Source organism: Cribrihabitans neustonicus, from assembly GCF_048820895.1.
GTDB lineage: Bacteria > Pseudomonadota > Alphaproteobacteria > Rhodobacterales > Rhodobacteraceae > Cribrihabitans_A > Cribrihabitans_A neustonicus.
Genome location: NZ_JBMERQ010000007.1, coordinates 37,733 through 61,830, shown reverse-complemented (window position 1 = coordinate 61,830; position 24,098 = coordinate 37,733). Strand labels below are relative to the sequence as shown.

Annotated in this window: 23 protein-coding genes, 1 other RNA gene and 1 riboswitch; of the genes, 13 read left to right on the top strand and 11 right to left on the bottom strand. The window is 67.0% G+C overall.

The features are described 5' to 3' along the window. Positions 1-250: 250 nt before the first annotated feature. Complete coding sequence (gene rpsU, locus ACOHWE_RS14785; protein WP_005614280.1) at positions 251-457, bottom strand: 30S ribosomal protein S21; 207 nt, start codon at positions 455-457, stop codon at positions 251-253. A 116-nt stretch (positions 458-573) separates the two neighbouring features. Here rpsU and ACOHWE_RS14780 point away from each other — a divergent pair, with 116 nt between their 5' ends. Together ACOHWE_RS14780 and ACOHWE_RS14775 are read left to right on the top strand one after the other, a co-directional pair. Beyond that, entirely contained in the window at positions 574-1,275 is a 702-nt protein-coding gene (locus ACOHWE_RS14780; protein ID WP_420667467.1) for a COQ9 family protein, read from the top strand. Between the two features lie 140 nt (positions 1,276-1,415). Beyond that, on the top strand, positions 1,416-2,414 hold the full coding sequence (locus tag ACOHWE_RS14775; protein WP_420667466.1) for an NAD(P)H-quinone oxidoreductase: 999 nt from the start codon (positions 1,416-1,418) through the stop codon (positions 2,412-2,414). 99 nt (positions 2,415-2,513) lie between these two features. On the opposite strand, the gene ACOHWE_RS14770 is transcribed toward ACOHWE_RS14775, so the two are convergent. Together ACOHWE_RS14770 and ACOHWE_RS14765 are read right to left on the bottom strand one after the other, a co-directional pair. Continuing rightward, entirely contained in the window at positions 2,514-3,371 is an 858-nt protein-coding gene (locus ACOHWE_RS14770) for a DUF2189 domain-containing protein (RefSeq protein WP_420667464.1), read from the bottom strand. A gap of 202 nt (positions 3,372-3,573) precedes the next feature. Continuing rightward, positions 3,574-4,218: a ribonuclease T2 family protein gene (locus ACOHWE_RS14765; RefSeq protein ID WP_420667463.1), complete on the bottom strand. Its 645-nt coding sequence runs from the start codon at positions 4,216-4,218 to the stop codon at positions 3,574-3,576. 130 nt (positions 4,219-4,348) lie between these two features. Between ACOHWE_RS14765 and ACOHWE_RS14760 the strand changes: the two genes are divergently transcribed. Both ACOHWE_RS14760 and ACOHWE_RS14755 read left to right on the top strand, forming a co-directional pair. Continuing rightward, positions 4,349-5,116, top strand: a complete 768-nt coding sequence (locus tag ACOHWE_RS14760) for a DUF1013 domain-containing protein (RefSeq protein WP_420667462.1) — start codon at positions 4,349-4,351, stop codon at positions 5,114-5,116. A gap of 437 nt (positions 5,117-5,553) precedes the next feature. Beyond that, the gene (locus tag ACOHWE_RS14755) at positions 5,554-7,593 is read left to right on the top strand and encodes a hybrid sensor histidine kinase/response regulator (RefSeq protein WP_420667461.1); all 2,040 of its coding nucleotides are present in this window, start codon (positions 5,554-5,556) and stop codon (positions 7,591-7,593) included. Positions 7,594-7,688: 95 nt separating this feature from the next. Here ACOHWE_RS14755 and recR read toward each other — a convergent pair whose 3' ends face one another. From recR to ACOHWE_RS14740, 3 genes are all read right to left on the bottom strand, one after another. After that, positions 7,689-8,288 (bottom strand): recombination mediator RecR, encoded by a 600-nt coding sequence (recR, locus tag ACOHWE_RS14750; protein ID WP_420667459.1) that lies wholly within the window; start codon positions 8,286-8,288, stop codon positions 7,689-7,691. Between the two features lie 171 nt (positions 8,289-8,459). Then, the gene (locus ACOHWE_RS14745) at positions 8,460-8,804 is read right to left on the bottom strand and encodes a YbaB/EbfC family nucleoid-associated protein (protein ID WP_420667458.1); all 345 of its coding nucleotides are present in this window, start codon (positions 8,802-8,804) and stop codon (positions 8,460-8,462) included. 119 nt (positions 8,805-8,923) lie between these two features. Then, positions 8,924-10,789, bottom strand: a complete 1,866-nt coding sequence (locus ACOHWE_RS14740) for a DNA polymerase III subunit gamma/tau (protein ID WP_420667456.1) — start codon at positions 10,787-10,789, stop codon at positions 8,924-8,926. Positions 10,790-11,000: 211 nt separating this feature from the next. On the opposite strand from ACOHWE_RS14740, the gene ACOHWE_RS14735 reads away from it, so the two are divergent. Continuing rightward, positions 11,001-11,597 (top strand): protein-tyrosine phosphatase family protein, encoded by a 597-nt coding sequence (locus ACOHWE_RS14735; protein ID WP_420667455.1) that lies wholly within the window; start codon positions 11,001-11,003, stop codon positions 11,595-11,597. Between the two features lie 40 nt (positions 11,598-11,637). Here the strand turns inward: ACOHWE_RS14735 and ACOHWE_RS14730 are convergent, their stop codons facing one another. Beyond that, on the bottom strand, positions 11,638-12,045 hold the full coding sequence (locus ACOHWE_RS14730; RefSeq protein ID WP_420667453.1) for a hypothetical protein: 408 nt from the start codon (positions 12,043-12,045) through the stop codon (positions 11,638-11,640). A 106-nt stretch (positions 12,046-12,151) separates the two neighbouring features. Next, a riboswitch (cobalamin riboswitch) is annotated at positions 12,152-12,383 on the bottom strand. An 18-nt stretch (positions 12,384-12,401) separates the two neighbouring features. After that, on the bottom strand, positions 12,402-13,070 hold the full coding sequence (locus ACOHWE_RS14725) for a TetR/AcrR family transcriptional regulator (RefSeq protein WP_420667452.1): 669 nt from the start codon (positions 13,068-13,070) through the stop codon (positions 12,402-12,404). Between the two features lie 75 nt (positions 13,071-13,145). On the opposite strand from ACOHWE_RS14725, the gene ACOHWE_RS14720 reads away from it, so the two are divergent. Beyond that, a complete protein-coding gene (locus ACOHWE_RS14720) occupies positions 13,146-14,024 on the top strand; it encodes an alpha/beta hydrolase family protein (protein ID WP_420667450.1) in 879 nt (292 codons plus the stop codon). Between the two features lie 77 nt (positions 14,025-14,101). Here the strand turns inward: ACOHWE_RS14720 and ACOHWE_RS14715 are convergent, their stop codons facing one another. Together ACOHWE_RS14715 and nudC are read right to left on the bottom strand one after the other, a co-directional pair. Next, a complete protein-coding gene (locus ACOHWE_RS14715) occupies positions 14,102-14,569 on the bottom strand; it encodes an SRPBCC family protein (RefSeq protein WP_420667449.1) in 468 nt (155 codons plus the stop codon). Between the two features lie 64 nt (positions 14,570-14,633). After that, positions 14,634-15,605 (bottom strand): NAD(+) diphosphatase, encoded by a 972-nt coding sequence (gene nudC / locus ACOHWE_RS14710; RefSeq protein WP_420667447.1) that lies wholly within the window; start codon positions 15,603-15,605, stop codon positions 14,634-14,636. Positions 15,606-15,754: 149 nt separating this feature from the next. Between nudC and ACOHWE_RS14705 the strand changes: the two genes are divergently transcribed. The 3 genes from ACOHWE_RS14705 (at position 15,755) to ffs (ending at position 17,994) form a co-directional block, all read left to right on the top strand. Next, positions 15,755-15,910, top strand: coding sequence for a hypothetical protein (locus ACOHWE_RS14705; RefSeq protein WP_420667446.1), 156 nt, complete (start codon positions 15,755-15,757; stop codon positions 15,908-15,910). Between the two features lie 62 nt (positions 15,911-15,972). Then, positions 15,973-17,841, top strand: coding sequence for a 5'-nucleotidase C-terminal domain-containing protein (locus ACOHWE_RS14700; RefSeq protein ID WP_420667444.1), 1,869 nt, complete (start codon positions 15,973-15,975; stop codon positions 17,839-17,841). A 54-nt stretch (positions 17,842-17,895) separates the two neighbouring features. Next, an RNA gene (ffs, locus tag ACOHWE_RS14695) (signal recognition particle sRNA small type) lies at positions 17,896-17,994 on the top strand. Positions 17,995-18,095: 101 nt separating this feature from the next. On the opposite strand, the gene ACOHWE_RS14690 is transcribed toward ffs, so the two are convergent. Further along, on the bottom strand, positions 18,096-18,929 hold the full coding sequence (locus ACOHWE_RS14690) for a prephenate dehydratase (RefSeq protein WP_420667443.1): 834 nt from the start codon (positions 18,927-18,929) through the stop codon (positions 18,096-18,098). Between the two features lie 118 nt (positions 18,930-19,047). Here ACOHWE_RS14690 and ACOHWE_RS14685 point away from each other — a divergent pair, with 118 nt between their 5' ends. From ACOHWE_RS14685 to ACOHWE_RS14670, 4 genes are all read left to right on the top strand, one after another. Next, positions 19,048-19,554: a c-type cytochrome gene (locus ACOHWE_RS14685; protein WP_420667442.1), complete on the top strand. Its 507-nt coding sequence runs from the start codon at positions 19,048-19,050 to the stop codon at positions 19,552-19,554. 316 nt (positions 19,555-19,870) lie between these two features. Next, a complete protein-coding gene (locus ACOHWE_RS14680) occupies positions 19,871-21,709 on the top strand; it encodes an extracellular solute-binding protein (RefSeq protein ID WP_420667441.1) in 1,839 nt (612 codons plus the stop codon). 9 nt (positions 21,710-21,718) lie between these two features. Further along, positions 21,719-22,804 (top strand): microcin C ABC transporter permease YejB, encoded by a 1,086-nt coding sequence (locus ACOHWE_RS14675; protein ID WP_420667440.1) that lies wholly within the window; start codon positions 21,719-21,721, stop codon positions 22,802-22,804. A gap of 3 nt (positions 22,805-22,807) precedes the next feature. Further along, the gene (locus ACOHWE_RS14670) at positions 22,808-23,914 is read left to right on the top strand and encodes an ABC transporter permease (RefSeq protein ID WP_420667439.1); all 1,107 of its coding nucleotides are present in this window, start codon (positions 22,808-22,810) and stop codon (positions 23,912-23,914) included. Positions 23,915-24,098 lie beyond the last annotated feature (184 nt).

Here is a 24,098-nt window from a genome sequence, read left to right as displayed (position 1 = left end):
TTCAATGCGTGAATACACCTTATAAGTGTGTTGATAAAGTTTTTGCGATTTTTCCGCTGCCGTTATCAGGCCGCTCTCCCGGTTCGCAATTGGGGGCAAAAACGACGAACCCCCGGGCAAGGCCTCGGGGGTTGTCTGAACTTATGTCGGCTGATGCAAGCACCGGCCTTAGTGCTGTCCAAAGCTGGAGAGCAAGATCCGCGGGCAAACCGCCATGGCGCCCCGCCAGGGCACCGGGCGTTCCGCCAGCTTAGAGCAGACCTTCGCGCTGGGCTTTCTTGCGTGCCAGTTTACGGGCACGGCGAATCGCTTCAGCTTTCTCGCGCGCTTTCTTCTCGGACGGTTTCTCGAAATGTTGCTTGAGCTTCATTTCACGGAACACGCCTTCGCGCTGCAGCTTCTTCTTCAGGGCACGGAGCGCCTGATCGACATTGTTGTCGCGAACACTAACCTGCATGTGGTTGTCACCACCTTTCTAAGTTTGAGTTGCAAGGAAATTGCAGGAGGTGGCCGTATAGCAAAGCGTCCCTATTTTGTCTAGTAGGGGATGAACCGCAACCGCAGGAGGTATCCATGAGCCTGGAACACGAAGTTGAGCAGGAGCACGTGAAGGACCGGCTGCTGGACGCGGCCCTGCTGCATGTGCCCTTCGACGGCTGGACCGAGACCACCTTCCGCGCTGCTGCACAGGACGCCGGCGTGCCCGAGCCGCTGGCCCGCGCTGTCTGCCCGCGCGGAGCGGTGGATCTGGCGCTGGCCTATCACGCCCGCGGCGATGCGAAAATGCTCAAGCGGCTGGCCGAAGCGGACCTCACCGGCATGCGCTTCCGCGACAAGGTGGCGGCGGCGGTACGCTACCGGATCGAGGCGGTCGACGACAAGGAGGCGGTGCGCCGCGGCACTACGCTGTTCTCGCTCCCGCAATATGCCGGCGACGGGGTGCGCGCCATCTGGGGCACCTGCGATGCGATCTGGGACGCGCTGGGGGACAGTTCAGACGATCTCAACTGGTACACCAAACGCGCCTCGCTCGCCGGGGTCTACACCGCCACCGTGCTCTACTGGCTGGGCGACGACAGCCTGGAGCACCAGGCGACCTGGGATTTCCTCGATCGGCGGATCGCCAACGTGATGGAGTTCGAGAAGCTCAAGGCGGATTTGCAGAACAATCCGCTGCTGAAACCGCTGCTGGCAGGGCCGAACTGGCTCGCAGGGCAGTTCAGGCCGCCCAAGGACCGTGACGACTTGCCCGGTTCGATGCGCCCGCGGCGATAGCAGCGACCGGACGCCCGGCGGGCGGCGGCGGCCTGGCCGCGGGCGGATATGCTCCGCATAGGCGGCCGGCTGCGGCGCCTTTGCTGTTTCCGGCTGCAGGGCCGGATGCTAGGCAGGTCCGGAAGCAGGAGGAGCACCCCATGACCGAGACGATGCGCGCCGTTGAAATCACCCGGGCCGGCGGGCCCGAGGTGCTGCAAGTGACCAGCCGCCCGCGGCCCGAACCCGGCCACGGGCAAGTGCTGATCAAAATCGCCTATGCCGGCGTCAACCGCCCCGACGCGCTGCAGCGCGCGGGCGCCTATGACCCGCCAAAGGGCGCAAGCGATCTGCCGGGGCTGGAGGCAGCGGGGGAGATTGTGGCGGTGGGCGCGGGCGTCAGCGGGTTTTCCGTGGGCAGCCGTGTTTGCGCACTGCTGCCCGGCGGGGGGTATGCCGAATACGCCGTCACCCCTGCGGCGCATTGCCTGCCGGTGCCTGAGGGGCTCAGCCTGAAACAGGCCGCCTGCCTGCCGGAGACCTTCTTTACCGTTTGGTCCAACGTCTTCACCCGCGGCGGTCTTCAAGCCGGGGAACGTTTCCTGGTGCATGGCGGCTCGTCAGGCATCGGTACCACCGCGATCCAGCTCGCAAGCGCCTTTGGCGCACGGGTCTTCACCACCGCCGGCTCAGGTGAGAAATGCGCCGCTTGCCTGAAACTTGGCGCGGAGCGCGCGATCAACTACCGCGAGGAAGACTTCGTCGAGGTGCTGAAGGCCGAAGGCGGCGCCAACCTGATTCTCGACATGGTGGGCGGCGATTACATCCCGCGCAATATCCGGGCCCTCGCCGATGAGGGGCGCATGGTTCACATCGCCTTCCTCTCCGGTCCCAAGGCGGAGCTGAACTTCGCCCAGATCATGGCCCGCCGCCTGACCGTGACCGGCTCCACCCTGCGCCCGCAAAGCGACCTTGCCAAAGCGCGCATTGCCGACGACCTGCGCGAAAAGGTCTGGCCGCTGATCGAGGCAGGCCAGGTCGCGCCGGTGATGGACAGCAGCTTCCCACTGGAAGAGGCCGCGGCGGCGCATGCGCGGATGGAGAGTTCGGGCCATATTGGCAAGATCGTGCTTGAGGTGGGAGGCGAACCGGCCGCCTGACGCGGCCTTCGCTTCATCGGGGAGAGCCCCAACGAAAGCGGGCCGGCAGCGCTGCCGGCCCGTTACCGGTTTTTTCCCGGGGGCTTCGCCCTCAGGCGGCTACAGCACCGCGCGCCGGTAAAGGTGCCAGGTCGCGTGTCCCAGCACCGGCACCACGATGATCAGCCCGGCCAGGAATGGGATCGCTCCCACCACCAGCGCCGTGCCCACAATGACGCCCCAGGTCAGGCAGACCAGCGGGCTCTTGCGGATGACCTTCAGAGAGGTCGCCACCGCCACTGGCAGGCCGACATGGCGGTCCAGGAGCAGCGGGAAGGAGACCAGGCTCATCGCCAGCGCGGCAAAGGCAAACACGGCGCCTACCGCCCCGCCGGTGATCGCCATGATCCAGCCCTCGCGGGTGGTGATCACGTCAGTCACGAACCCCATGATCGAAGCCGGCGGCTCCGGTCCCAGGGTCCGGCTGTAGATCATGTCAGCCGCCACCAGCCAAGCAATGAACAGCGCGGCGAGGTAGAACCCCAGCACCAGGATGGCGCCGAAGGCGGGCGAGCGCAGGACCGCCAGCGCATCCAGCCAGCGCGGCTCGAAACCGGCCTCGCGGCGGGATGACATCTCGTACAGTCCGACCGCCGCCACCGGCCCCAGGATCGCAAACCCCATAATCATGGGCACAATCAGCGGCAGGAGGTTCATCGACAGGGTCATCACCACCAGCGCAATGCCGATGAGCGGATAGAACAGCACCAAAAAGATCGCGTCGCTGCGGCAGGCGGCGAAGTCCTCCAGCCCGGCGGCGAGCGCATGCAGGATGTCTTCCATGTCCAGTTTGCGCGCCACGGGCATTTCGCGGACCTTGCTGCTGCCCAGCTGGTCGACCGTCTGGCCCAGGTGCTCCCGGGTGATCCCCGCGCTTTGCAGCAGCCAGCTGAGCGGGTTACCAATTGTCTTCGCCATGCACAGATACCTCCTCACAAACACTACAGAAGTGCCGTTCTGGCGAGGCCGGTTGCGGCACGTAGCGTAATAATAGCACAAATCCGGGCAAAGTGTGCTTCATGGGCCATTTAATGCGGTTCGAGGGGGGGCAGTGCCTTGCGGCGCCAGTCTCCGGCGGGAGTCTTCAGGGAGGGTGGCTTCGTAGGCGGCGCTGCCGGTCCTAACGGATCGGTGCCAAGCGGGCATCCTTCAAGCTGCAATCCCGGCTCGCATCCGCCCCGCAGGCCACCGGGTCAAGCGCCTTCGTGAGGCAGATCCGTGCTTCCTGGATGGCGCCACTGCGGCAGGTGATGGTAACCCCTTCGGCGCTGAGCGCGGGGTTGGCCTCCAGAAAGGCTTCCTCCACCACTGCCGCGGGCAGGGTCACCGGCCGCTCCAGGCGGCGGAACACCTCCGGGCGGCGGATTTTCCCGTAGGCTTCGCGGGAGAGGGCGAAATACTCTTCCGCCTCCAGCCCCGAGCAGGTGCCGTGCTTCTTCCACTGGTGCCAGGCCAGGCCGCCGCTGCCCATGATGTCCGCCATCGCCGCCGTCATCGCCCGGCTGGGCGGCCGCGCGGTGCTGCGGCAGTAGCTGGGCCAGCCGCGTTCGTTCTGCGGCCAGAGCCCGTGCAGGGTCCAGCCGAAATCGTGGCGCGCATCGCATTGTTCAGCCCCGCGCGCATCGCCCTCGTGCGCGCACCAGTTCGGCGACCAGCTTAACGCCAGCACGTAATAAGCGAACTCCCCGGCCGTCTCGCCCTCTGCCGCAGCCGCGCCGGCAAGTGCCGCAAGTGCTGCCGCCAGCGCCAGAAACAGTTTGCGCATTGGCCTCTTTCCTTATGTGTCCAAGCCGACTATATAGGCGGGAAGTTCCCCGACAACGGAAACCAGACCCCGAAAGCCGGGGCAGCCTTATCCAGGCGGCGGGGAAGATGTGTTTTAAGGAGATGAGCGCATGGCAAAACCGTTGATGGCCAAGGCGACCGCCGTGTGGCTGGTGGACAATACCACGATCAGCTTCAAGCAGATCGCTGATTTCGTGGGCATGCACGAGCTGGAGATTCAGGGAATCGCCGACGGCGAGGTGGCTGCGGGTGTGAAGGGCTTCGACCCGGTCGCGAACAACCAGCTGACCCAGGAAGAGATCGACAAAGCCGAGGCCAACCCGCTGCACAAGCTGAAGCTGAAGTTCAACCCGGCCGCCGCCGGCGAGGAAAAGCGCCGCGGCCCGCGCTACACCCCGCTCAGCAAGCGCCAGGACCGGCCGAACTCGATCCTCTGGCTGGTGAAGTTCCACCCCGAGCTCAGCGACGGCCAGATCGCCAAGCTGGTCGGCACCACCAAGCCGACGATCCAGTCGATCCGCGAGCGCACCCATTGGAACATTGCCAACATGCAGCCGATCGATCCGGTGGCGCTGGGCCTGTGCAAACAGACCGAGCTTGACGCCGCAGTTCAGAAGGCGGCCGCGAAGAAAGCCGCCGAAGGCGGCGTGATGAGCGACGACGAGCGCCGCAAGCTGGTCTCCACCGAGCAGTCGCTGGAGATGGAAGCCGAGCCCAAGATTCCCTCCGCCATCGAGGGTCTGGAAAGCTTTACCCTCGGCGGCGGGCGCAGAGAGGAAGCGAAGGAAGAAGAGCCGCTCGATGCCGACAGCTTCTTCAACCTGCCTTCCGGCGGCAGTGATGAGGACGACGAGGACGAGGATACCAGCCAGCGCTGACATCTCCGCGCGGTCCCTCCTTTTGGGCCTTAACGGGCCCGGCGCAGGCGCGGGACGGCAGCAAGCTGTTTAAAATCTCTTAAAAAGCCGCAGATCCTGTGCTCAGGGCCTGCGGCTTTTTATGTTAGCCTGCGGGAGCGGAGCCGGGTTTTCAGGTATCCGCCTGCGCCCTGGGCGCTGCAGGCTGGTTCTGGCTGCCGGGTTCCGGGCGGCTGCAACCGGCGCCCGCCTCCGGAAAAAGCACAGCCGGAGGCGCTGGCGGCGCGGCATGGCGTATCTGTTTTTGTGAGTTGCCAGCTGGCGGCCGGGGCCCGTCCAGCCGGGGGGATGGCAGGAGTGTCACCATGGTATGCGTCTTGGCGCCTGCAGCGGATGCCCGCTGCGGAACGGATCGCGGCAGCCTTGCAGGAATGCCGGATCTGCAGTTTCCCCAAGCTTTGGCAGAGCGGCTTGCCCGGCTTCTTGGGGCCGATCTGGTGGCGGTGGCGGAGTGCAGCGGCCCGGGCCGGATGCGGGTGGCCGCGGGGTGCTTCGATGGGCTGCCGCTGGAAGATCTCGACTACGAGAATCGTTTTTCCCCTTGCCGTGAGGTGATGCGGACCGCGTGCGCGCTGGAGCTGCCAGGCGGGGTGCAGCAGCGGTTCCCGCAGGATGCAATGCTGCGGGCCGAGGGGATCCAGAGCTACGCGGGCGTGCCGCTGATCCTGCCCGCGGGCGGCGTGGCCGGGGTTCTGCACGCAGCCTGGCGCCGCGAAACCGGCCCCGTGCTCACCGCACGCGCGCTGGCGGCGATGCAGCCTTTCGCGGCGAGACTGGCAGCCGGGCTGGCCGCACAGCGCGGAGGTGCCGCGCTGGCCAGTCTCGCCCGCGGCTCCGGCGGCGGCCCGCAGACCGCGCTGCGGTGGCTGGCGGGGGAGCTGCAAGCCGCCTCCGGTGCCCGCGCTGTGCTGATCGCGGGTGCGGTGCCGGGAGGGGCCGGGCATTTGCAGGTTCTCGCCTGCTGCCTTGATGGGGCGCCGCAGCCCGCGGTTGAAGGCGGCGCGCTGCCTCGGGAGCTGGCAACCCGCCCGCCAGGCGCCTTGCGGGCGCCGCTGCCGGAGCTGCTCGCTGCCTCCAGCACTGCGGAGAGCGGGGACGTGTTGGCGTTGGCCTCTCGCCGCAGCCATACATTGCGTGATCGGCGCGGCGCCCCGGAGGGCTGTTTCCTGCTGATGAGTGAGGCGCCGTTGCCGCCTATGGCGGCCGGGCTGGAAGCGGCTTTCGCCGCCCAGATCCAGCGCGAGTTGCGCCGCCTCAGCGCCCGAAGGCTGCGGCACCAGCGGCGGCAGGCGCGCGAGCAGTCGGAAAGGAGCGCAAGCCTCGTCCGGCTGGCGGGCGGGATTTCGCACGCGTTCGACAATCTCCTTGCGGCCATGCAGAGCCAGACCGAGCTGGCGTTGGGGCACTTCGGGGAAGCGGCCGGCTGCCACCCCGCCGCGGCGCACGTGCGGCGGCTGGAACAGGAAGTGCGCGCTTCGGCGGCGTTTTTGGGCCCGCTTCGGGATTATGCCGGTACCGCCGGGGCTCAGGCGCTTTGCGATCTCAGCACCGAAGCGCAGGCTGCTGCCGGAATGATGGGCAAGGCGGCAGCGGGGCTGCTGCAATCGGACCTGAGCGTGGCGCCTCTGCCCCTGCGGGGCGACGCGGCCGCGCTGCGCCGGCTGGTGCTGTACCTTTTGCAGAACGCCTTGGAAGCCCTTCCCGCGGACGCGGAAGGGCGTGCCACTGGCTCTATCAGGCTGTCCACCGCCCGCGCGGCTCCCAGCGCATTCGACCGCGCCGCCATGCTGAACGGCAGTCATCTGCCGCAAGGCCCCTGCGCCGCGCTGGAGGTGCGCGACAGCGGGACCGGCATGTCGGCCGAGATCCGGGCGCGGATCTTCGATCCCTTCTTTTCCACGCAGCCCGGCCGGCATGGGCTGGGCCTGGCGGCTGCGCTTGGCACCCTGCGCCGCCATGGCGGCGCCGCAGCGGTGGAAAGCGCTGTGGGAAAGGGCAGCTGCTTCCGGCTTTATTTCCCTCTGGCTGAACCCGCCGCCCGCGGCGCGGCCGCCGCCAGGGCCGCGCACCCTCCGGCCGGCCCCGGGCAGCGGCGCATCCTTGTGGTTGATGACGAGGATACCGTCTGCCGTGCCGTGGCGGGGCTGCTGCGGCTCAAGGGCTGCGCGGTGGAGCTGGCGGATGGCCATGCGGCGGCGCTGGAGGTGCTGCGCCGCGGCGCCCCGCTCAGCGGGGCGGTGATCGACATGAACCTGCCGGGCCGCTGCGGCTGGGAAACCCTCGCCGCGCTGCGGGCGCTGCAGCCAGGCCTGCCTTGCGTTATGATGAGCGGCTTCGCCGTCAGTGCAGCCGCGGCCGGCTATCCGGATCTCTCAGGAGTCGAGGTGCTGGCCAAACCCTTCTGTAAGGAACAGCTCTACCGCGCGGTGCTGCGCTGACCGGGCGGGACGGCCCGCTGGGGTTTGCGGGGACCTTGGAAAAAGCACGCTTTCCCGGCCAAAGTTCCGCCGGAATTTTACTTCCTCCCGTGCCGTCAGATTTCCTTGCGCGCCCTCAGCGCGGCCGAGATTGTGCCGTCGTCGAGATAGTCCAGCTCGCCGCCGATCGGCACTCCTTGAGCCAGGGAGGTGAGCCGGACCTGGCCCTGCAGCTGGTCGGCGATGTAATGCGCCGTGGTCTGGCCCTCGATGGTAGCATTGAGCGCAAGAATCACCTCGCGCACCGCCTCGGCGCCGACCCGGTCCACCAGCCGCGGAATGCGCAGCTCTTCTGGCCCGATTGCATCCAGCGCCGACAGCGTGCCGCCGAGCACGTGGTAGCGGCCCTTGAACACGCCTGCGCGCTCCATCGCCCAGAGGTCGGCGACATCCTCCACCACGCACAATTCGCCATTGGCGCGCGCTTCGTCCTGGCAGATCGGGCAGATGTCATCGGTGCCCACGTTGCCGCAGTTCAGGCACTCGCGGGCGCTGGCGGCGACTTCTCCCATCACGTCAGCCAGCGGCGTCAGCAGGAGCGCGCGCTTGCGGATCAGGTGCAGAACCGCCCGGCGCGCCGAGCGCGGCCCCAGCCCCGGCAGTTTCGCCATCAGGGCTATCAGCGTCTCGATTTCGCCGGTGGGGTTGTCGTTCATCGCTCAAGACCTTTCCTTGCCGTTTCATATAGGAGGGCCGGGGCGGGGGAGCGCAAGGCCGGGGCGGTAAAATGTCCGGGGTTTGTTTGCCGCGGGCGGGCGCGCCGAACGGCGGACAGAGAAAAGGCGGCCCGCGGCCGCCTCATCCGTTGCACCTGCCGTGAGCGGGCTTCAGAACGGCAGCTTGATGTCCTTTGGCAGGCCCATGCTTTCGGTCAGTTTGGTCATCTCTTCCTGTGCTTTTTCCGCCGCCTTGGCCTGGGCGTCCTTGATCGCGGCGAGGATCAGGTCCTCGACCACTTCCTTGTCGTCGCCGTTGAAGATCGACGGGTCGATGTCCAGCGCCTTCAATTCGCCCTTGGCCGAGGCGGTGGCCTTCACCAGCCCGGTGCCCGCTTCGCCGGTGACCAGAACGTTGTGCAGCTCTTCCTGCATTTCCGCCATCTTGGTCTGCAGCTCCTGCGCCGATTTCATCATCTTGGCCATGTCGCCAAGACCGCCGAGGCCTTTGAACATCTGTCTTCTCCTAGGATTCCGGTTTGCAGCGTAGATACGGGCGCCACCGGCCTCAGACAAGGGGCGAGACCGGGGCAGGGTGGGTTTTCCGCAGGCTCAGGCCCGGCGCTCAAAGGCGCTCAGCCGTCCTCGAACGGGTCCCACTCGTCTTCGACTTCGGGCAGCGCTTCGGCGGCGGCGCCGGCGGCGATCTCCTCGGCGGTGCGGATCTGCTTAATCCTGGCGTTGGGAAAGGTCTCCAGCACCGCCTGCACCAGCGGATGCGCGGTGGCTTTCTGGCGCAGGGCGTTTTCCTCGGCGTCGCGCACCTCGGCGATGGTCGGCGCGTCGCCATCGGGGGCGATGGTCACCACCCAGCGGCTGCCGGTCCAGTTCTGCAGCGCGGTGCCCAGACGCGCGGCGAGGTCGCGCGGCGCCTGCGCAGCGGGGGTGAACTCGATCCGGCCGGGCTGGTAGGCGACCAGCCGCACTCCGGTTTCCACCTCCACCAGCAGCTTCACGTCGCGGTTCGTGCGGATCAGTTCGACCACATGCTCGAACGAGGGGTAGCGCGCCAGGGCCGGGCTGGTGCGGGGCGCTAGCGCCGCCGCCTGTCCCGCACCGCCTGCGGAGGCCGTGGTCTGGCCCGATCCGGCCCCATAAGGTGCGCCCTGCGGCGGGGCCGAGGCGTAAGCCGAGGCACCGCCTCCCCCGCCCGCCGCAGGCCCGCCCATGCTCTGAATGGGGCTGCCGCCAGTGCCGCCGGGCCCGCCATTCGGGGGCGGCGCAGGCGTGTCCTGCAGCTTGCGGATCAATTCCTCGGGGGAGGGCAGGTCGGCCACATGGGTAAGCCGGATCACCGCCATCTCGGCGGCCATCATGGCATTTGGCGCCGCCGCCACCTCCTCCAGCGCCTTCAGCAGCATCTGCCACATCCGGGTCAGCACGCGCATCGGCAGGTTCTGGGCCATCGCCTGGCCGCGTGCGCGCTCGTCGGGACTGACGGTGGGGTCCTCGGCGGCTTCCGGCGTGATCTTCACCACCGAAACCCAATGGGTGATCTCGGCCAGGTCGCGCAGCACTGCAAGCGGGTCGGCGCCCTCGGCATACTGGCCGGAAAGCTCGGTGAGCGCTCCCGCCGCATCGCCCTTCAGGATCATGTCCATCAGGTCGAGCACCCGGCCGCGGTCAGCGAGCCCCAGCATGGCGCGCACCTGGTCCGCCGTGGTCTCTCCGGCACCGTGCGAAATCGCCTGATCGAGCAGCGAGGTCGCATCGCGGGCAGAGCCTTCGGCGGCGCGGGTGATCAGCGCCAGTGCGTCATCGGCGATCTCCGCGCCCTCGGCAGTGGCAATCCGGCGCAGCAGAGAGATCATCACCTCCGGCTCGATCCGGCGCAGGTCGAAGCGCTGGCAGCGCGACAGCACGGTGACCGGCACCTTGCGGATCTCGGTGGTGGCGAAGATGAACTTCACATGCGCGGGGGGTTCTTCAAGCGTCTTCAAGAGCGCGTTGAACGCGGAGGTGCTGAGCATGTGCACCTCGTCGATGATGTAGATCTTGTAGCGCGCCGAGGCCGCGCGGTACTGCACCGAATCGATGATCTCGCGGATGTCGTTCACGCCCGTGCGCGAGGCCGCGTCCATCTCCATCACGTCGACATGGCGGCCCTCCATGATCGCCACGCAGTGCTCGCACTTGCCGCAAGGTTCGGTGGTGGGGCCGCCCTGGCCGTCCGCGCCGATGCAGTTCATGCCCTTGGCGATGATCCGCGCCGTGGTGGTCTTCCCGGTGCCGCGGATGCCGGTCATGATGAAGGCCTGGGCGATGCGGTCGGCGGCAAAGGCGTTCTTCAGCGTGCGCACCATTGCGTCCTGGCCGACCAGGTCGGCAAAGGTCTCGGGCCGGTACTTGCGGGCCAGGACCTGATAGGGGGATTGGCCGGGGCCGCCGGGGCCGCCGGGGCCGCCGGGGCTGCCGGGGACGGTGCTGGGGGTGTCGCTCATGATGTCTCGTGCCGGATTCGGAAGAGGCGGCGGGGCCGCGTTGCGGGCAACGTAAGGAAGCGCGGCGGCTTCGTCCACCGCGGAAGGGGGCGCCCACGGGCGGCGCGGGCCGGGCCTGCGCCAAAAGGCTTGGGCGGGCAGCGCTTTCGCGGCTAGGCTGATTGCGGCGGCCCCTCGTTTGCGGGGGGGCGGGCAGCAGCGGGGGTGCGTCATGGCCAGGGAGATTCCCGGCAGGTCTGAGCCGGGGCAGCAGGAGACGGAACGCCGGGCAGCGGAACCGCAGCCCGCGGCCGAGGCTGCCGCCGGGCTCGCGATCCACGCGCTGCACGTCGCGCAGGGCACGCTCGCGCTGTGCCCGCTGCCCGGCGCCAGCGGCGACTACCACGGCGACCTGGCCGATATCGGTGCCTGGCAGCCCGGGCTGGTGATCTCGCTCACCACCGAGGCCGAGCACGCCAGCGTCGGCGCCAAGCTGCTTGGCGCCGATATCCAGAGCCTCGCCTGCCGCTGGGTGCATCTGCCGGTGCCCGACTTCCAGGCGCCGCCGCCCGCAATTGCAGTGAAATGGCCTGCCGCCAGCGCCTCTGCGCGCCACGCGCTGCGGGGCGGCGGCCGGGTGCTGGTGCATTGCCGCGGCGGCTGCGGCCGCTCAGGCATGGCGGTCCTGCGGCTGATGGTGGAGTGCGGCGAGCCGCCCGCAAAGGCTCTTGCCCGCCTGCGCGCGGTGCGCCCTTGCGCGGTGGAGACGCAGGACCAGATGGATTGGGCCTGCGCGCCGTATTGGGCCGGAGAGCAGGACCCCGGCTAGAACGGAGCCGGGCCGCGGGCCTTATGCCCAGGCATTCCGCTCAGAATGCCATCATCCGCTCGGCGTCCCGTGCCTCTGCCGTCTTGGGCAGCGCCTCGATCAGCGCGCAGGGGCGGGCGCTGCCGCCCTGCGCCGCGCTGAAGCCGCGGCCATCCTGCCGGAACATCGCATTGGCGTAGCGGCCGAGCTCTGCGGGATCCGCGTCCTCCCCCGCGCCGCAGAACACCCGGATGCTCTCATGGCTGGCTTCGAACCGCGCCAGGCAGCCCTTGGCGCAGCCCTCCAGTTCGCTGCCGCCAGATATGGAAAAGTCCGCCTGCGTCAGCGGCTTGGCCCTTGTCATCGCCTCGGCCAGCTTGGCCGCCATCTGCTCCGCTGCCGGACAGGGCCTGCCCAGGTGCCGGCATGTTGTTGCGGCGTAGAAATGTGTTTTGTCCGTCCAGATCATCAGCGCCCTCCGCGCTTGGCGGGGCGGCTTCCGGAACCGGTTCCAAATGTTCTGCGCCCGTGTGCGGCGCCGCCATCCGGACCCGCCCCGGACACCCCGCCGGTTTCGAGTTTCACGTGTGACGGCAGGTCTCCTGACTTGCGGGTCAAGGCGCCCCCGATCCTTCCCGGCGCGGCTGGGCCGCGGGCCAGTGGTGATCTTCGGGGTTGCTCGCCGCTTACAGTTGCGGGGGCAGTCGCGGCATTGGCCAGGCTGCAAAGCCGGGCCGCACCGTGTTCCCTTTTCATCCCGCGGCAGCAGATTCTGTGCCGAAGGAAACCGTCACCCCAAGCGGTAGCGGTTCGGCGGCGGCCGCGTCAATCCGTTATCTGCACCTGCGAGGGCATCAATGCTGTTTGCGGCAGCGCCAGCTGCGCAGGCAGGGCGCGGATCACGTCTGATGACCGGCGCACCCGCGCGAGCTGCCAGCCGCCCTGCAGCAGGATGTAGAAATTCTCTGCCACCGCGCGCGCATCCGCCTCCGCGATCCCGAGGCGGCGGGCGTGGGCGGCGGTCTCGGCGATCCAGCTCTCGAACAGTTCCGCTGCGTGCTGGTGCAGCTCCGCGTTCTCAGGTCCTGCGAACAGCGTGGCCGAGACCGGGCAGCCCGCCCATTTGCCGGAGGTATCGAACAGCTTGGCCAGTTTGTGGCACACCGTCACCGCGCCCTCGTGGAAGCTGGCAGCTGGTCCGAAGGACTCCGCGATCACCCGCATGATCTGGTCCGAGGCCCAGGTGGCAGCTGCCACCGCCAGGTCGGATTTGCCGTTCGGGAAATGGTGGTAGAGCGAACCCTTGGGCGCCTCCGCTGCGGCCAGCACCTCGGAAAGACCCACGCCGCTGAACCCCTTGTCGCGGAACAGGACTGCGGCGGCGAGAATCAGCCGCTCGCGCGTCGGGCGCTGGGGGGCACCGCCTGCCGGATCCTTGGCAGAATGGACGGGTTCGGGGGCATTTGCGGGGAAGGGTGTCGTTGCGTCACGCATGGTGCAAGCTTGACAGGTCTAGACCGAATGGTCCAGTGGTGGAAATAGACCAGTTGGTCTAGGGAGGGATTTGCCATGCTGGACGGGACATCAGCCAAGAGCGCCGCCATCCGGGAAGAGCCCGTGCGGTTTGCCTCGGGCAATGCGGAACTGGCGGGGCGGCTGTTCCGCCCCGAAGGGTCTGCGCGGGCCGCGGTGGTGCTCAACGGCGCCACCGGCGTGCCGCAGAGTTTCTACCGGCATTTCGCGCGCTGGCTGGCGGCGGAACAGCAGCTGGCCTGCCTCACCTATGACTACCGGGATTTTGCCGGCTCGGCGCAGGGCCACCCGCGCCGGTCCAAGGCGACAATGGCCGAATGGGCGCTGGCGGATCAGCCCGCCGCCCGGGCCGAGATGCGGCGGCACTATGCGGGCGTGCCGCTGTGGGTGATCGGTCATTCTCTGGGGGCGATGCTGATGCCCCTGCAGGAGGACCTCGAGGACGTCGCCCGCATGATCGTGGTTGCGGGCGGCTTGGTGCATCACCACGATCATCCCTGGCCCTACCGCGCGCTGGCGCTGGCCTTCTGGTTCGGGCATGTGCCCGTGGCGGTGCGGCTGGCCGGGTTCCTCCCCGGGCGCGCGGTGGGGTTCGGGGCCGACCTGCCGGCCGGGGTCTACTGGCAGTGGCGGCGCTGGTGCACCACGCCGGGAAGCTACCTGCCGGAAACCGGGGACAGCCTGCCGCGCCCCAGGTGGGAGCGTTCGGGCGTGCCAGTGGACGTGATTGCGCTGAGCGATGATGACGTGATCCCGCCGGTCAGCGCCTGGCGCCTTGGCGAGGTGTTCGGCGGAGTACCGCAGCGCCGCCGGGTGCTGAAGCCCTCCGATTACAAGCTGAGGGCCGTCGGCCACCTTGGCGCCTTTGCCCGCCGCAACGCGGTGCTTTGGCCGGAGCTGGTTGCGCCGCTCTGATTGTCCGGCTTGTCCGGCGGCTGAAGCGGCGCCACCGCACCCGCAAGCCTCCTCTGCGGCGGCTCGGAGGACGCGAATTAAGCGGTGCGTTTCAGACGCTCTTCGGTCAGCGCGGCATAGTCCCTGAGGCGCTGCTTGAACCGGCTTTTCAGCTTGCTCCGCGCGAGTTTCAGCGATTGCAGCATCAGCCGGCCGGGCAGGGTGCTGGCGGACAGTTCCAAATCCACCGCCATCCGGGTGCTGCGCGGCGACAGGGCGGCGAGTGCAACCCGCATGATGCCATCGACACCGCTGCCACTGCCCTGCAGCTCCAGACCGGTCACCGGCGAATAGTCCTTCAGCACCAGGCGGATGTCGCGCGGCTTGCCGCGGAACTCGAAGCGCAGATCCCACGCCAGCCCCTCACCGGGAGCGGCGATGTCGCCGGTGCGGTGAACCTCGAGGCCGCGGCGGACCGCAGCCCGTTCCAGGTGCTCGAAATCGGCGAGTGCCTCGAAGACCCTCGCGATCGGCGCATCAATATCTGCTTTGCTGTGGAATTTCATGGTTGCCCGCCCGAAATCTGACTGAAATCTGCCTGCGTTCTGCCGCTTGGTCCGACTATGCGCGCTAGTCCAGCGTATCCGCAAGCCAGTTCTTGATCAGGAAATGCGCAATTGCACCTTCCCGGGCGGGCTTCATATCCGGGTGGAATCCCGCATGCACCTGCATCATCTCCTGCCGCGAAACCCAGCGCGCATCCTCGATTTCATTGCGGTCGAGGGTGATAGCCTGTCCCAGCGCCTCGCCCGCGCAGCCGAACATCAGCGACATCGGGAAAGGCCAGGGCTGGCTCGACAGGTAGCGCACCGCGCCGACCTCCACGCCGCATTCCTCGTATGTCTCCCGCCGTACCGCGGCCTCCAGGGTCTCGCCCGGCTCGACAAAGCCCGCCAGAAGCGAATAGACGCCTTCGGGCCAGCCGGGCGACCGCCCGACCAACACGTCATCGCCATGGGTGATGAGCATGATCACCACCGGATCGGTGCGCGGGAAATGCGGGGTTTCGCAGACCGGGCAGAGCCGCTGCCAGCCTGCCTGCGCCACCTGGCTGGGCGCGCCGCAAGCGGCGCAGAAGCGGTGGCTGCGGTGCCAGGACAGAAGCGCCTTGGCGGCGGCCGCGATCTCAGCGTCGAGCGCAGGCAGCAGCGCCATCACCTGGCGCAGGTCGGCAAAAACCTGGCCCTGCGGCAGTTCCGGGTGCTGCGGGCCGAAGCTGCCGGGGGTATTCTCCGCGGTCACTTCCGGCTGCCAGCCGCTCAGCGTGCAGGCAAAGCGGGGCGCGCCGCCGGGCGTGCGGCCGAGAAACAGGGCCTCTTCGCGGGCGGCCTCTGCCAAGGGGTGGATGGGAGAGACCCAGGCCAGCGCAGCGCTGCCGCCGCCGGGAGCGGGCGGGCAGATCAGCGGCTGGCCGCGCCACAGCGGCAGCACCGCGGCATCAGGGTGCTGCCAGGCCGCCTTCAGCGCTGCCGCATCGCCGCGCAGATGCGCGTCACGCTGCAAGCCGCCGCCGCCGAAAGTCACCAGTTCCGCGCGTTTCATCGCCGCTCCCGCCAGTTGCTCCGCTCCGCCCGGGCCGCGGCCCGCGGGTCAGAACGGCAACCCTGCCTGCAGCCCGCGGCAAAGGCCAGAAGCCGCGGCCAGCGCGCCGCCGCGTGTCGCCGCAGAGCCACAGGCCGGCACACGTTTTTATGCTGATTTTCGTTGATATGCAGCCGCTGCGGGTCAGTTGCCAGTTTAGCCCGCGGAAAAAAGTTAACGCGGCCGCGACGGCGGGTTTGCAATTGCCGCATTCGCTGATCCAAATGGGAGCGGAAAGCAAGGCGCGGCACAGCGCCGGCAGGTAACGGAGCGCGCAAAGCGCCGGGCAGAAGTGGACAGGACGGACCGTGCTGACTGCAATCGGACGATGGTGAAACAGGCGGACAACACTGGGGCAGGACAGGCCGGTCTGCTGCGGGTGCTGGCGACGACGGATTTGCATTGCCACCTGCTGAGCTGGGACTATTACGCGGACCGGCCCGATCCCGCCATCGGCCTGTCGCGCGTGGCAAGCCTGGTGGCAGAGGCGCGGGCCGAAGCGGCAGCGCGCGGCGGCGCATGTCTCCTTGCTGACAACGGCGATGCGCTGAATGGGGCGCCACTGGGCGATACCGCGCTGGGGCGCGGCCGTGCGCACCCTTTGGCCCGCGCGTTCACGGTTCTGGACTATGACGTGATCGGTCTCGGCAACCACGATTTCGACGCCGGGCTGGAGCCGCTGGCATCCGCGCTTAGAGCAATGCCGTGCCCGGCCGTCTGTTCCAATCTCACTGCGACCGACCCGGCCGAACGGCTGCCCTTCGTGCCGGCCACGGTGCTGGAAAAGGCGCTGCCCGCGCATCCCGGTCTGCCGCCTGTGCGGATCGGTGTGCTCTCGGTGCTGCCGCCGCAAACGCTGGCCTGGGCGGCCGAAGTGCTGAAGGGCCGGCTCACGGCCGAGGGCATCGTCGCAGCCGCGCAGGCCGGGGCAGACCGGCTGAAGCGCGACGGCTGCGATCTGGTGCTGGCGCTGGCCCATACCGGCGCGGGCTGCCCCGGCGGCGAGGATGATTCTGAAAACGCGCTAGGCCCGCTGACGGAAATCGCCGCGATCGACGCCATCGTCGCAGGCCATACCCACCTGACATTGCCGGACCCGGATAGGCCCGGAGATGAGCCCTATGGCAAGCCGGTGGTGATGCCGGGCGCGCATGGCTCGCACCTGGGGCTGATCGACCTGCTCCTGCGGTATGCGGACGGCCGCTGGCAGCTGCAAGGGGCGGAGGCGGAGCTGCGTCCCGTCGCGCGCCAAGGCGCAGGCGGCCAGGCCGAGCCGCTGGCGCCCGAGGCGCCCGGCCTGGTGCAAGCCCTTGCCGCGGACCATACCCGCACCCGGGCGCAGATGGCGCAGCCCGCCGGTGCCAGCGCGGTGGCGATCCATTCCTATTTCACCTTCTTCGCCCCCGACCGCAGCCTGCAGCTGGCCGCCAGCGCCCAGGCGGCGGTGCTGCGCCCGCTCCTGCGCGGCACCGAGGCGGACGGGCTGCCGCTCCTCTCCGCGGCCGCCCCCGGCAAGTTCGGTGGCCGCTCCGGCCCGCACTCCTATACCGACATCGCCGCGGGCGGGCTGTCGATGCGCAACATCGCCGACCTCCAGGTCTTTCCGAACGAGCTGCGGGTGGTGCTGGTCAGCGGCGCGCAGCTGCTTGACTGGCTGGAGATGTCGGCCGGGCTGTTCAACACGCTCACACCCGGCAGCCGCGGCGCGCCGCTGGTGGATTCGGAGCGGGCCGGACACAATTTCGATGTTATTTTCGGCGTGGAGTACAGCGTCGACGTCTCCCAGCCGCCGCGGTTCTCGGCCGGAGGGCAGCGTATCAATCCCCAGGCAAGACGCATCCGCGAACTGCGCTGGAACGGCGCCCCGCTGCATCCCGGGCAGCAGTTCGCGGTGGCGGTGAACAGCTACCGGACCAACGGCGGCGGCAATTTCCCGGTATTGCGCGAGGCGGCCCAGCTGCCGCTGCCGCCGCTGCGCATCCGCGACGCGATCCAAAGCTATATCGGGGGCCATTTGCCTTGCGAGCCGCTGGCGCGCGCGCCCTATCCCTGGCGCCTGGCGGCGCTGCCGGGGACCGAGGCCGCAGCTTATACAGGGCCAGGGGCGGAGAAATATCTCGGCGAGCTGCCGCCAGGCCGGGCCGGCCTGCGCGGCTATACCGGGCAAGGGTTCCTGGAGCTGGCGCTGAAGCTCTGAAGCATGCCGGGACCGGCTATTGTCAATCCGGCGCCGCCTCCTTATATGGGGATTCGAGAGGTTGGCGCGGGCAAGCGCCTCGCCAACCTGGTCAGGTCCGGAAGGAAGCAGCCACAACGAGTCCCGCTTGGGTCGATGTCCAGCCTCTCACCCTATCCCCTGTATTTCTGTCATCGCTGTACCCTTTCCCTGCGAGGGAAACGGCCCGGAAAATCTATTTTCCCGGCCTGAATTCGCGCCGGATTCCGGCGCCGCTAGAACCGTCCGTTGTCGGCCGGATAGACGCCGAGGATTTCCACGTTTGTGGTGAAATAGCTCAGCTCGTCCATTGCCAGCTTCACATTGGCATCTTCCGGGTGCCCCTCGATATCCGCGTAGAACTGGGTGGCAGTGAAGGAGCCATCGACCATGTAGCTCTCCAGCTTGGTCATGTTGATGCCGTTGGTGGCAAAACCGCCCATCGCCTTATAGAGCGCGGCCGGGATGTTGCGCACCTGGAACACGAAGCTGGTGATCATGTTGTGGGCGCCGCGGCGGGTATAGTTCGGCTCCCGCGACATGATCAGGAACCGGGTGGTGTTGTCGCCGTTGTCCTCGATATGGCGCGCCAGAACGTCCAGCCGGTAGATCTCCCCCGCCAGCTCGCTCGCCAGCGCCGCCACATGCTTGTCGCCTGCCTCCGCCACATCTCTGGCGGCACGCGCGTTGTCCGGGCTCACCCGGCCGGTGATGCCGTGCTCGCGCAGGAAGCCGCCGCATTGCGGCAGCAGCACCAGGTGTGATTTCGCCTCGCGGATGTCCTCGAGCCGCGCGCCCGGCACACCGAGGAGGTTGATATGCACCCGCACGAAGGCTTCGTCGATAATGTGCAGCCCGCTGTGCGGAAGCAGCCGGTGGATGTCCGCCACACGGCCATAGGTGGAGTTTTCCACCGGCAGCATCGCCTGCTCGGCGGCGCCGCTCTTCACCGCCTCGATTGCGTCCTCGAAGTTGCGGCAGGGCAGGACTTCCATGCCGGGGCGGGCATTGCGGCAGGCCTCGTGGCTGTAGGAGCCGAGCTCCCCCTGGATGGCGATCTTCCGGGTCATGGGTGTGTTTCCCGTGCAAAACTTCAAGAAATGGGCGTTTCGTCGCGTTGTCTATACCTTGCCACTTGTGAGGGGAAGCCTTAGACAGCCCGGCAGACAGCTAAATGGACTCGCGATCATGTTTGACACGATGACCCTTACCAAAGCGACCGCAGGCGTCTGCGGCGCGTTCCTGGTTCTCCTTCTGGGCAAATGGGGCGCTGAAGCGCTCTATCATGTGGATAGCCACGGGGAGGCTGCCTACGTGATCGAAGTGGCCGACGCCGGCGGCGCCGGTGAAGGCGAGCCCGAAGTCGATTTCGAGGTCCTGATGGCCGAAGCCGATGTTGCCAAGGGCGCGAAGGTGTTCAAGAAATGCTCCGCCTGCCACAAGCTGGACGACGGCGCCAACGCCACCGGCCCTTACCTCTATGGCGTGGTTGGCCGCGACATCGCCTCGGTTGACGGCTTCGGCTACTCCGCCGCGCTGGAAGGGATCGAGGGCAACTGGACCGCAGAAGAGCTGGACGCCTTCCTGGCCAAGCCGTCCGCCTATGCCTCCGGCACCACGATGAGCTTCTCGGGCCTCAAGAAGCAGGACGACCGGGTGAACCTCATCGCCTATCTGGACACCCTGGACGACTAAGCCCGGCTGCTGTCTGGCTGAGAATTCCACGGCCGCCGCCCGTGCCGGGCGGCGGCTTTTTCGTGTCTTGGCTGGTGTATGATCCCCGGCTGGCGGAGGCAGCGCCATTCCGCTGGCTTTCACGTGAAGCTGATTCAATCCGGGCTTGAATGTGACGCCGCGCGGCCATTAGCTTGGGGCAGGAAACAGAATGCCGCCCGGACAACGGAGCGGGCAATGGAGGTGCTGGCAGATGAACACCGCTCGAACCGCCCGGATCTTGGCGCACGCGCGCGCCCGGACGGCACACAGCCCCGTGCGAACCTTCGCCGCGCTGATGTTCGGCCTGATCCTGGCGCTGGCCGCCGCGACGCTGGCGCGGGCGGAAGAGGCCATCATCAAGGCGCATGGCTTTGCCGAGTTCGGGGAGCTGAAATACCCGGAAGGATTTGCCCATTTCGACTACGTCAATCCCGACGCTCCGAAAGGCGGCGAGCTGTCGGTCTCCGCGGTCGGCACCTTCGACAGCATGAACCCCTATACCCGCAAGGGCCGCGCCGGGGCGCTCTCCTCCGCGCATTTCGAAAGCCTGCTGGTAGAATCTTATGACGAGCCGGGCGCCTATTACGGGCTGATCGCGGAAAGCCTGGAATATCCCCAGAGCCAGGAGTGGGTGATCTTCAATCTGCGCCCCGAGGCAAAGTTCTCCGACGGCACTCCGATTACTGCCGAGGACGTTGTGTTTTCCCATAATATCCTGCTGGAGCAGGGGCTTCAGTCCTATGCCGAAGCTGTGCGAAAACGAATCCCCAAGGCCGAGGCGCTGGGTCCGCACCGGGTTAAGTTCTACTTCTCGCCCGATTTCCCGCGCCGCGCGATGATCACCCAGGTCGGCGGCACCTCGATCTTCTCCAAGGCCTGGTTCGAAGCGGACCCGGAAAACCGCCGCATCGACGAGCCGCGGCTCGACCCCGGCATCGGCTCCGGCCCGTACGTGCTGGAAGACCTCGACATCAACCAGCGCATCACCTACCGCCGCAACCCGGACTACTGGGGCGCGGATCTGAATGTGAACGTGGGCCGCCACAATTACGACCGGATCCGGATCGAGTATTTCGGGGACGACGTCGCCGCGATGGAAGGCTTCAAGGCGGGCGTCTACACCATGCGCCCCGAGAATAACTCGAAAAGCTGGGCCACGGCCTATGATTTCGATGCAGTCGCCGCGGGCCATGTGGTGAAGGACGAGATCCCGGACGGCAATGTGCCCGCGGCAAACGGCTTCGTGATGAACCTGCTGAAACCCAAGTTCCAGGACATCCGCGTGCGCGAGGCGATGCAGCTGGCCTTTAATTTCGAATGGACCAACGAAAGCCTGCAGTACGGGCTGTTCCGCCAGCGCCATTCATTCTGGCAGGACAGCGCGCTGGAGGCCAAGGGCCTGCCGGAAGGCCGTGAACTGGAGGTGCTGCAGGAACTGGGCGATCAGATCGACCCGTCGATCCTGACCTCGGAGCCGGTGATGGCGCACTCCTCGCAGGCCTCCCGCCCCGGTGACCGCAAGAACCTGCGCCGGGCGATGAAACTGCTGGACGAAGCAGGCTGGAGTGTCGGCGGTGACGGACTGCGCCGGAATGCGGACGGAAAGGTGCTGAAAGTCGAATTCCTCGTCGACAGCCCGACCATCGAACGCATCGTTCAGCCCTATGCCGCCAACCTGCGCACCATGGGGGTTGATGCCGCCGTGAGCAGGGTCGACTACGCGCAATACACCAGCCGCCGCCGGGAGAAGGATTTCGACATGATCTCCGCCGCCTTCCCGATGGCGCTGGAGCCGTCGACCGGCCTCTACCAGTACTTCGGCTCGGAAGCGCATGAATATTCGGTTTTCAACCCTGCGGGCCTGGCCGATCCGGCGGTGGATGCGCTGATCGGCAATATCGTCGAGGCGGAAACAGAAGAGGAACTGCACGCCAACGCCCGCGCACTTGACCGGGTGCTGCGTGCCAAGCGCTTCCAGGTGCCCACCTGGTATCTGGACGTGAACTGGATGGCCTATTGGGACATGTACCGTTATCCCGAGAACCTGCCGCCCTATGACACCGGCATGCTCGACATCTGGTGGATCGACTCCGCCCGCCTCGCCGAGCTTAAAGCCTCCGGCGCGCTTCGGTAAGGACCCCGCATGGCCGCCTATATCCTGAGACGCCTGCTGCTGGTGATCCCGACGCTGTTCGGCATCCTGGTGGTGAACTTCGTGCTCGTGCAATTCGTGCCCGGCGGGCCGGTGGAGCAGATCATCGCCCAGCTGGAAGGCGGCGGTGACGTCTTCGAGGGCTTTGCCGGCGGCGGCGGCGATGCCGGTACCGAAACCATCGGCGCCAACGAGAACTACGCCGGCCGCCAGGGCCTGCCGCCCGAGCTGATCGCCGAACTGGAGCAGCAGTTCGGGCTCGACAAGCCGCCTTTGGAGCGGTTCCTGACGATGCTGTGGAACTACGTGCGGTTCGATTTCGGCGAAAGCTATTTCCGCAAGATCGAGGTCACCGAACTGGTGCTGGAGAAGATGCCCGTTTCGATCTCACTCGGCCTGTGGTCGACGCTGATCGCCTATCTGATCTCGATCCCCATGGGCATCCGCAAGGCGCTCACCGATGGCTCGCGGTTCGACACCTGGACCTCGGGGCTGATCATCTCGGCCTATGCCATCCCCGCCTTCCTGTTCGCCATCCTTCTTCTCGTTCTCTTTGCCGGCGGCTCCTACTGGCAGATCTTCCCGCTGCGCGGCCTTACCTCCGACAACTGGGAACAGCTGAGTCTCCTCGGAAAGATCGGCGACTATTTCTGGCACATCGCGCTGCCGGTGCTGGCCTCAACCATAGGCGCCTTTGCGACGCTGACGCTCCTGACCAAGAACTCTTTCCTGGACGAGATCAAGAAACACTACGTGATGACCGCCCGCGCCAAGGGGCTCAGCGAGCACCGGGTGCTCTACGGCCATGTCTTCCGCAACGCCATGCTGATCGTTATCGCGGGCTTCCCGTCGGTCTTCATCGGCATCTTCTTCTCCGGCTCGCTGATCATCGAAACGATCTTCTCGCTCGACGGGCTCGGTCGGCTCGGGTTCGAGGCCGCGGTGGCGCGCGACTATCCGGTGATCTTCGGCACGCTGTTCATCTTCGGCCTGATGAGTCTGGTGGTCGGCATCCTGTCCGACCTGATGTACGTGCTGGTCGACCCGCGCATCGACTTCGAGAAGCGGGAGGGCTGAGGTATGGCGCTTTCCCCACTCAACCAGCGCCGCTGGAACAACTTCCGCCGCAACAAGCGCGCCTTCTGGTCGCTGGTCATCTTCACCGTGCTGTTCGTGCTGTCGCTGTTTGCCGAGTTCATCGCTAACGACAAGCCGATCCTGGTAAGCTACCGGGGCGAGCTCTACACGCCCGTGTTCAATTTTTATCCGGAAACCGAATTCGGCGGCGATTTCCAGACCGAGGCAATCTACAGCGACCCCGAGGTCGAATGCCTGATCCGCTCCGGCGGTATCGAGGACTGTTTCGACGCGCCCGAGGAAATCCTCGGGGAAATCGCCGCGGGCACCTATGCGGCGGAAGGCTTTGCCGAGGGCTGGACCCTCTGGCCGCCGATCCCCTACAGCTTCGACACCACCGTCGACCGCCCCGGCGCAGCCCCGCTGCCGCCCAACGGCCAGAACCTGCTCGGGACCGACGACACCAAGCGCGACGTGCTGGCGCGGGTGATCTACGGCTTCCGCCTGTCGATCCTGTTCACCTTGATCGTGACGGGTGCCGCCACCGTGCTCGGCATCCTCGCAGGCGCGGTGCAGGGCTATTTCGGCGGCCTGGTGGACCTCCTGTTCCAGCGCATCATCGAGATCTGGAGTTCGACGCCCACGCTCTACGTCATCATCATCATGTTCGCGATCCTGGGGCGCAGCTTCTGGCTCCTTGTGTTCCTCATGGTGTTGTTCGGCTGGACCGCTCTGGTCGGCGTGGTGCGGGCCGAGTTCCTGCGCGCGCGCAACCTGGAATACGTCCGTGCCGCCAAGGCGCTGGGCGTCGGCAACATGACCATCATGTTCCGCCACATGCTGCCGAACGCAATGGTGGCGACGCTGACCATGCTGCCCTTCATCGTGACCGGCACCATCTCGGCCCTAGCAGGCCTCGATTTCCTCGGCTTCGGCCTGCCGTCCTCGGCGCCCTCGCTGGGGGAGCTGACACTGCAGGCGAAGCAGAACCTGGAGGCCCCCTGGCTCGCCTTCACCGCCTTCTTCACCTTCGCCATCATGCTGTCGCTGCTGGTGTTCATTTTCGAGGGCGTCCGCGATGCCTTCGACCCGCGGAAGACGTTTTCATGAGAGTGCGGACGTTCCTTATAACGCGGCCTGCATTGCTCTATTGGCTTAGCAACGTTGTCCTGGCCCTATTGGCTCTGTTTTCTGTGCTTGAAATCTTGGCAACCCCGAGGCCTCTGGAAACGACGTGGTTTAGGGTGCTGTTCTATTTTTTCTTCCTGATGTTTGCTCCTGGAACGCTGTCCTT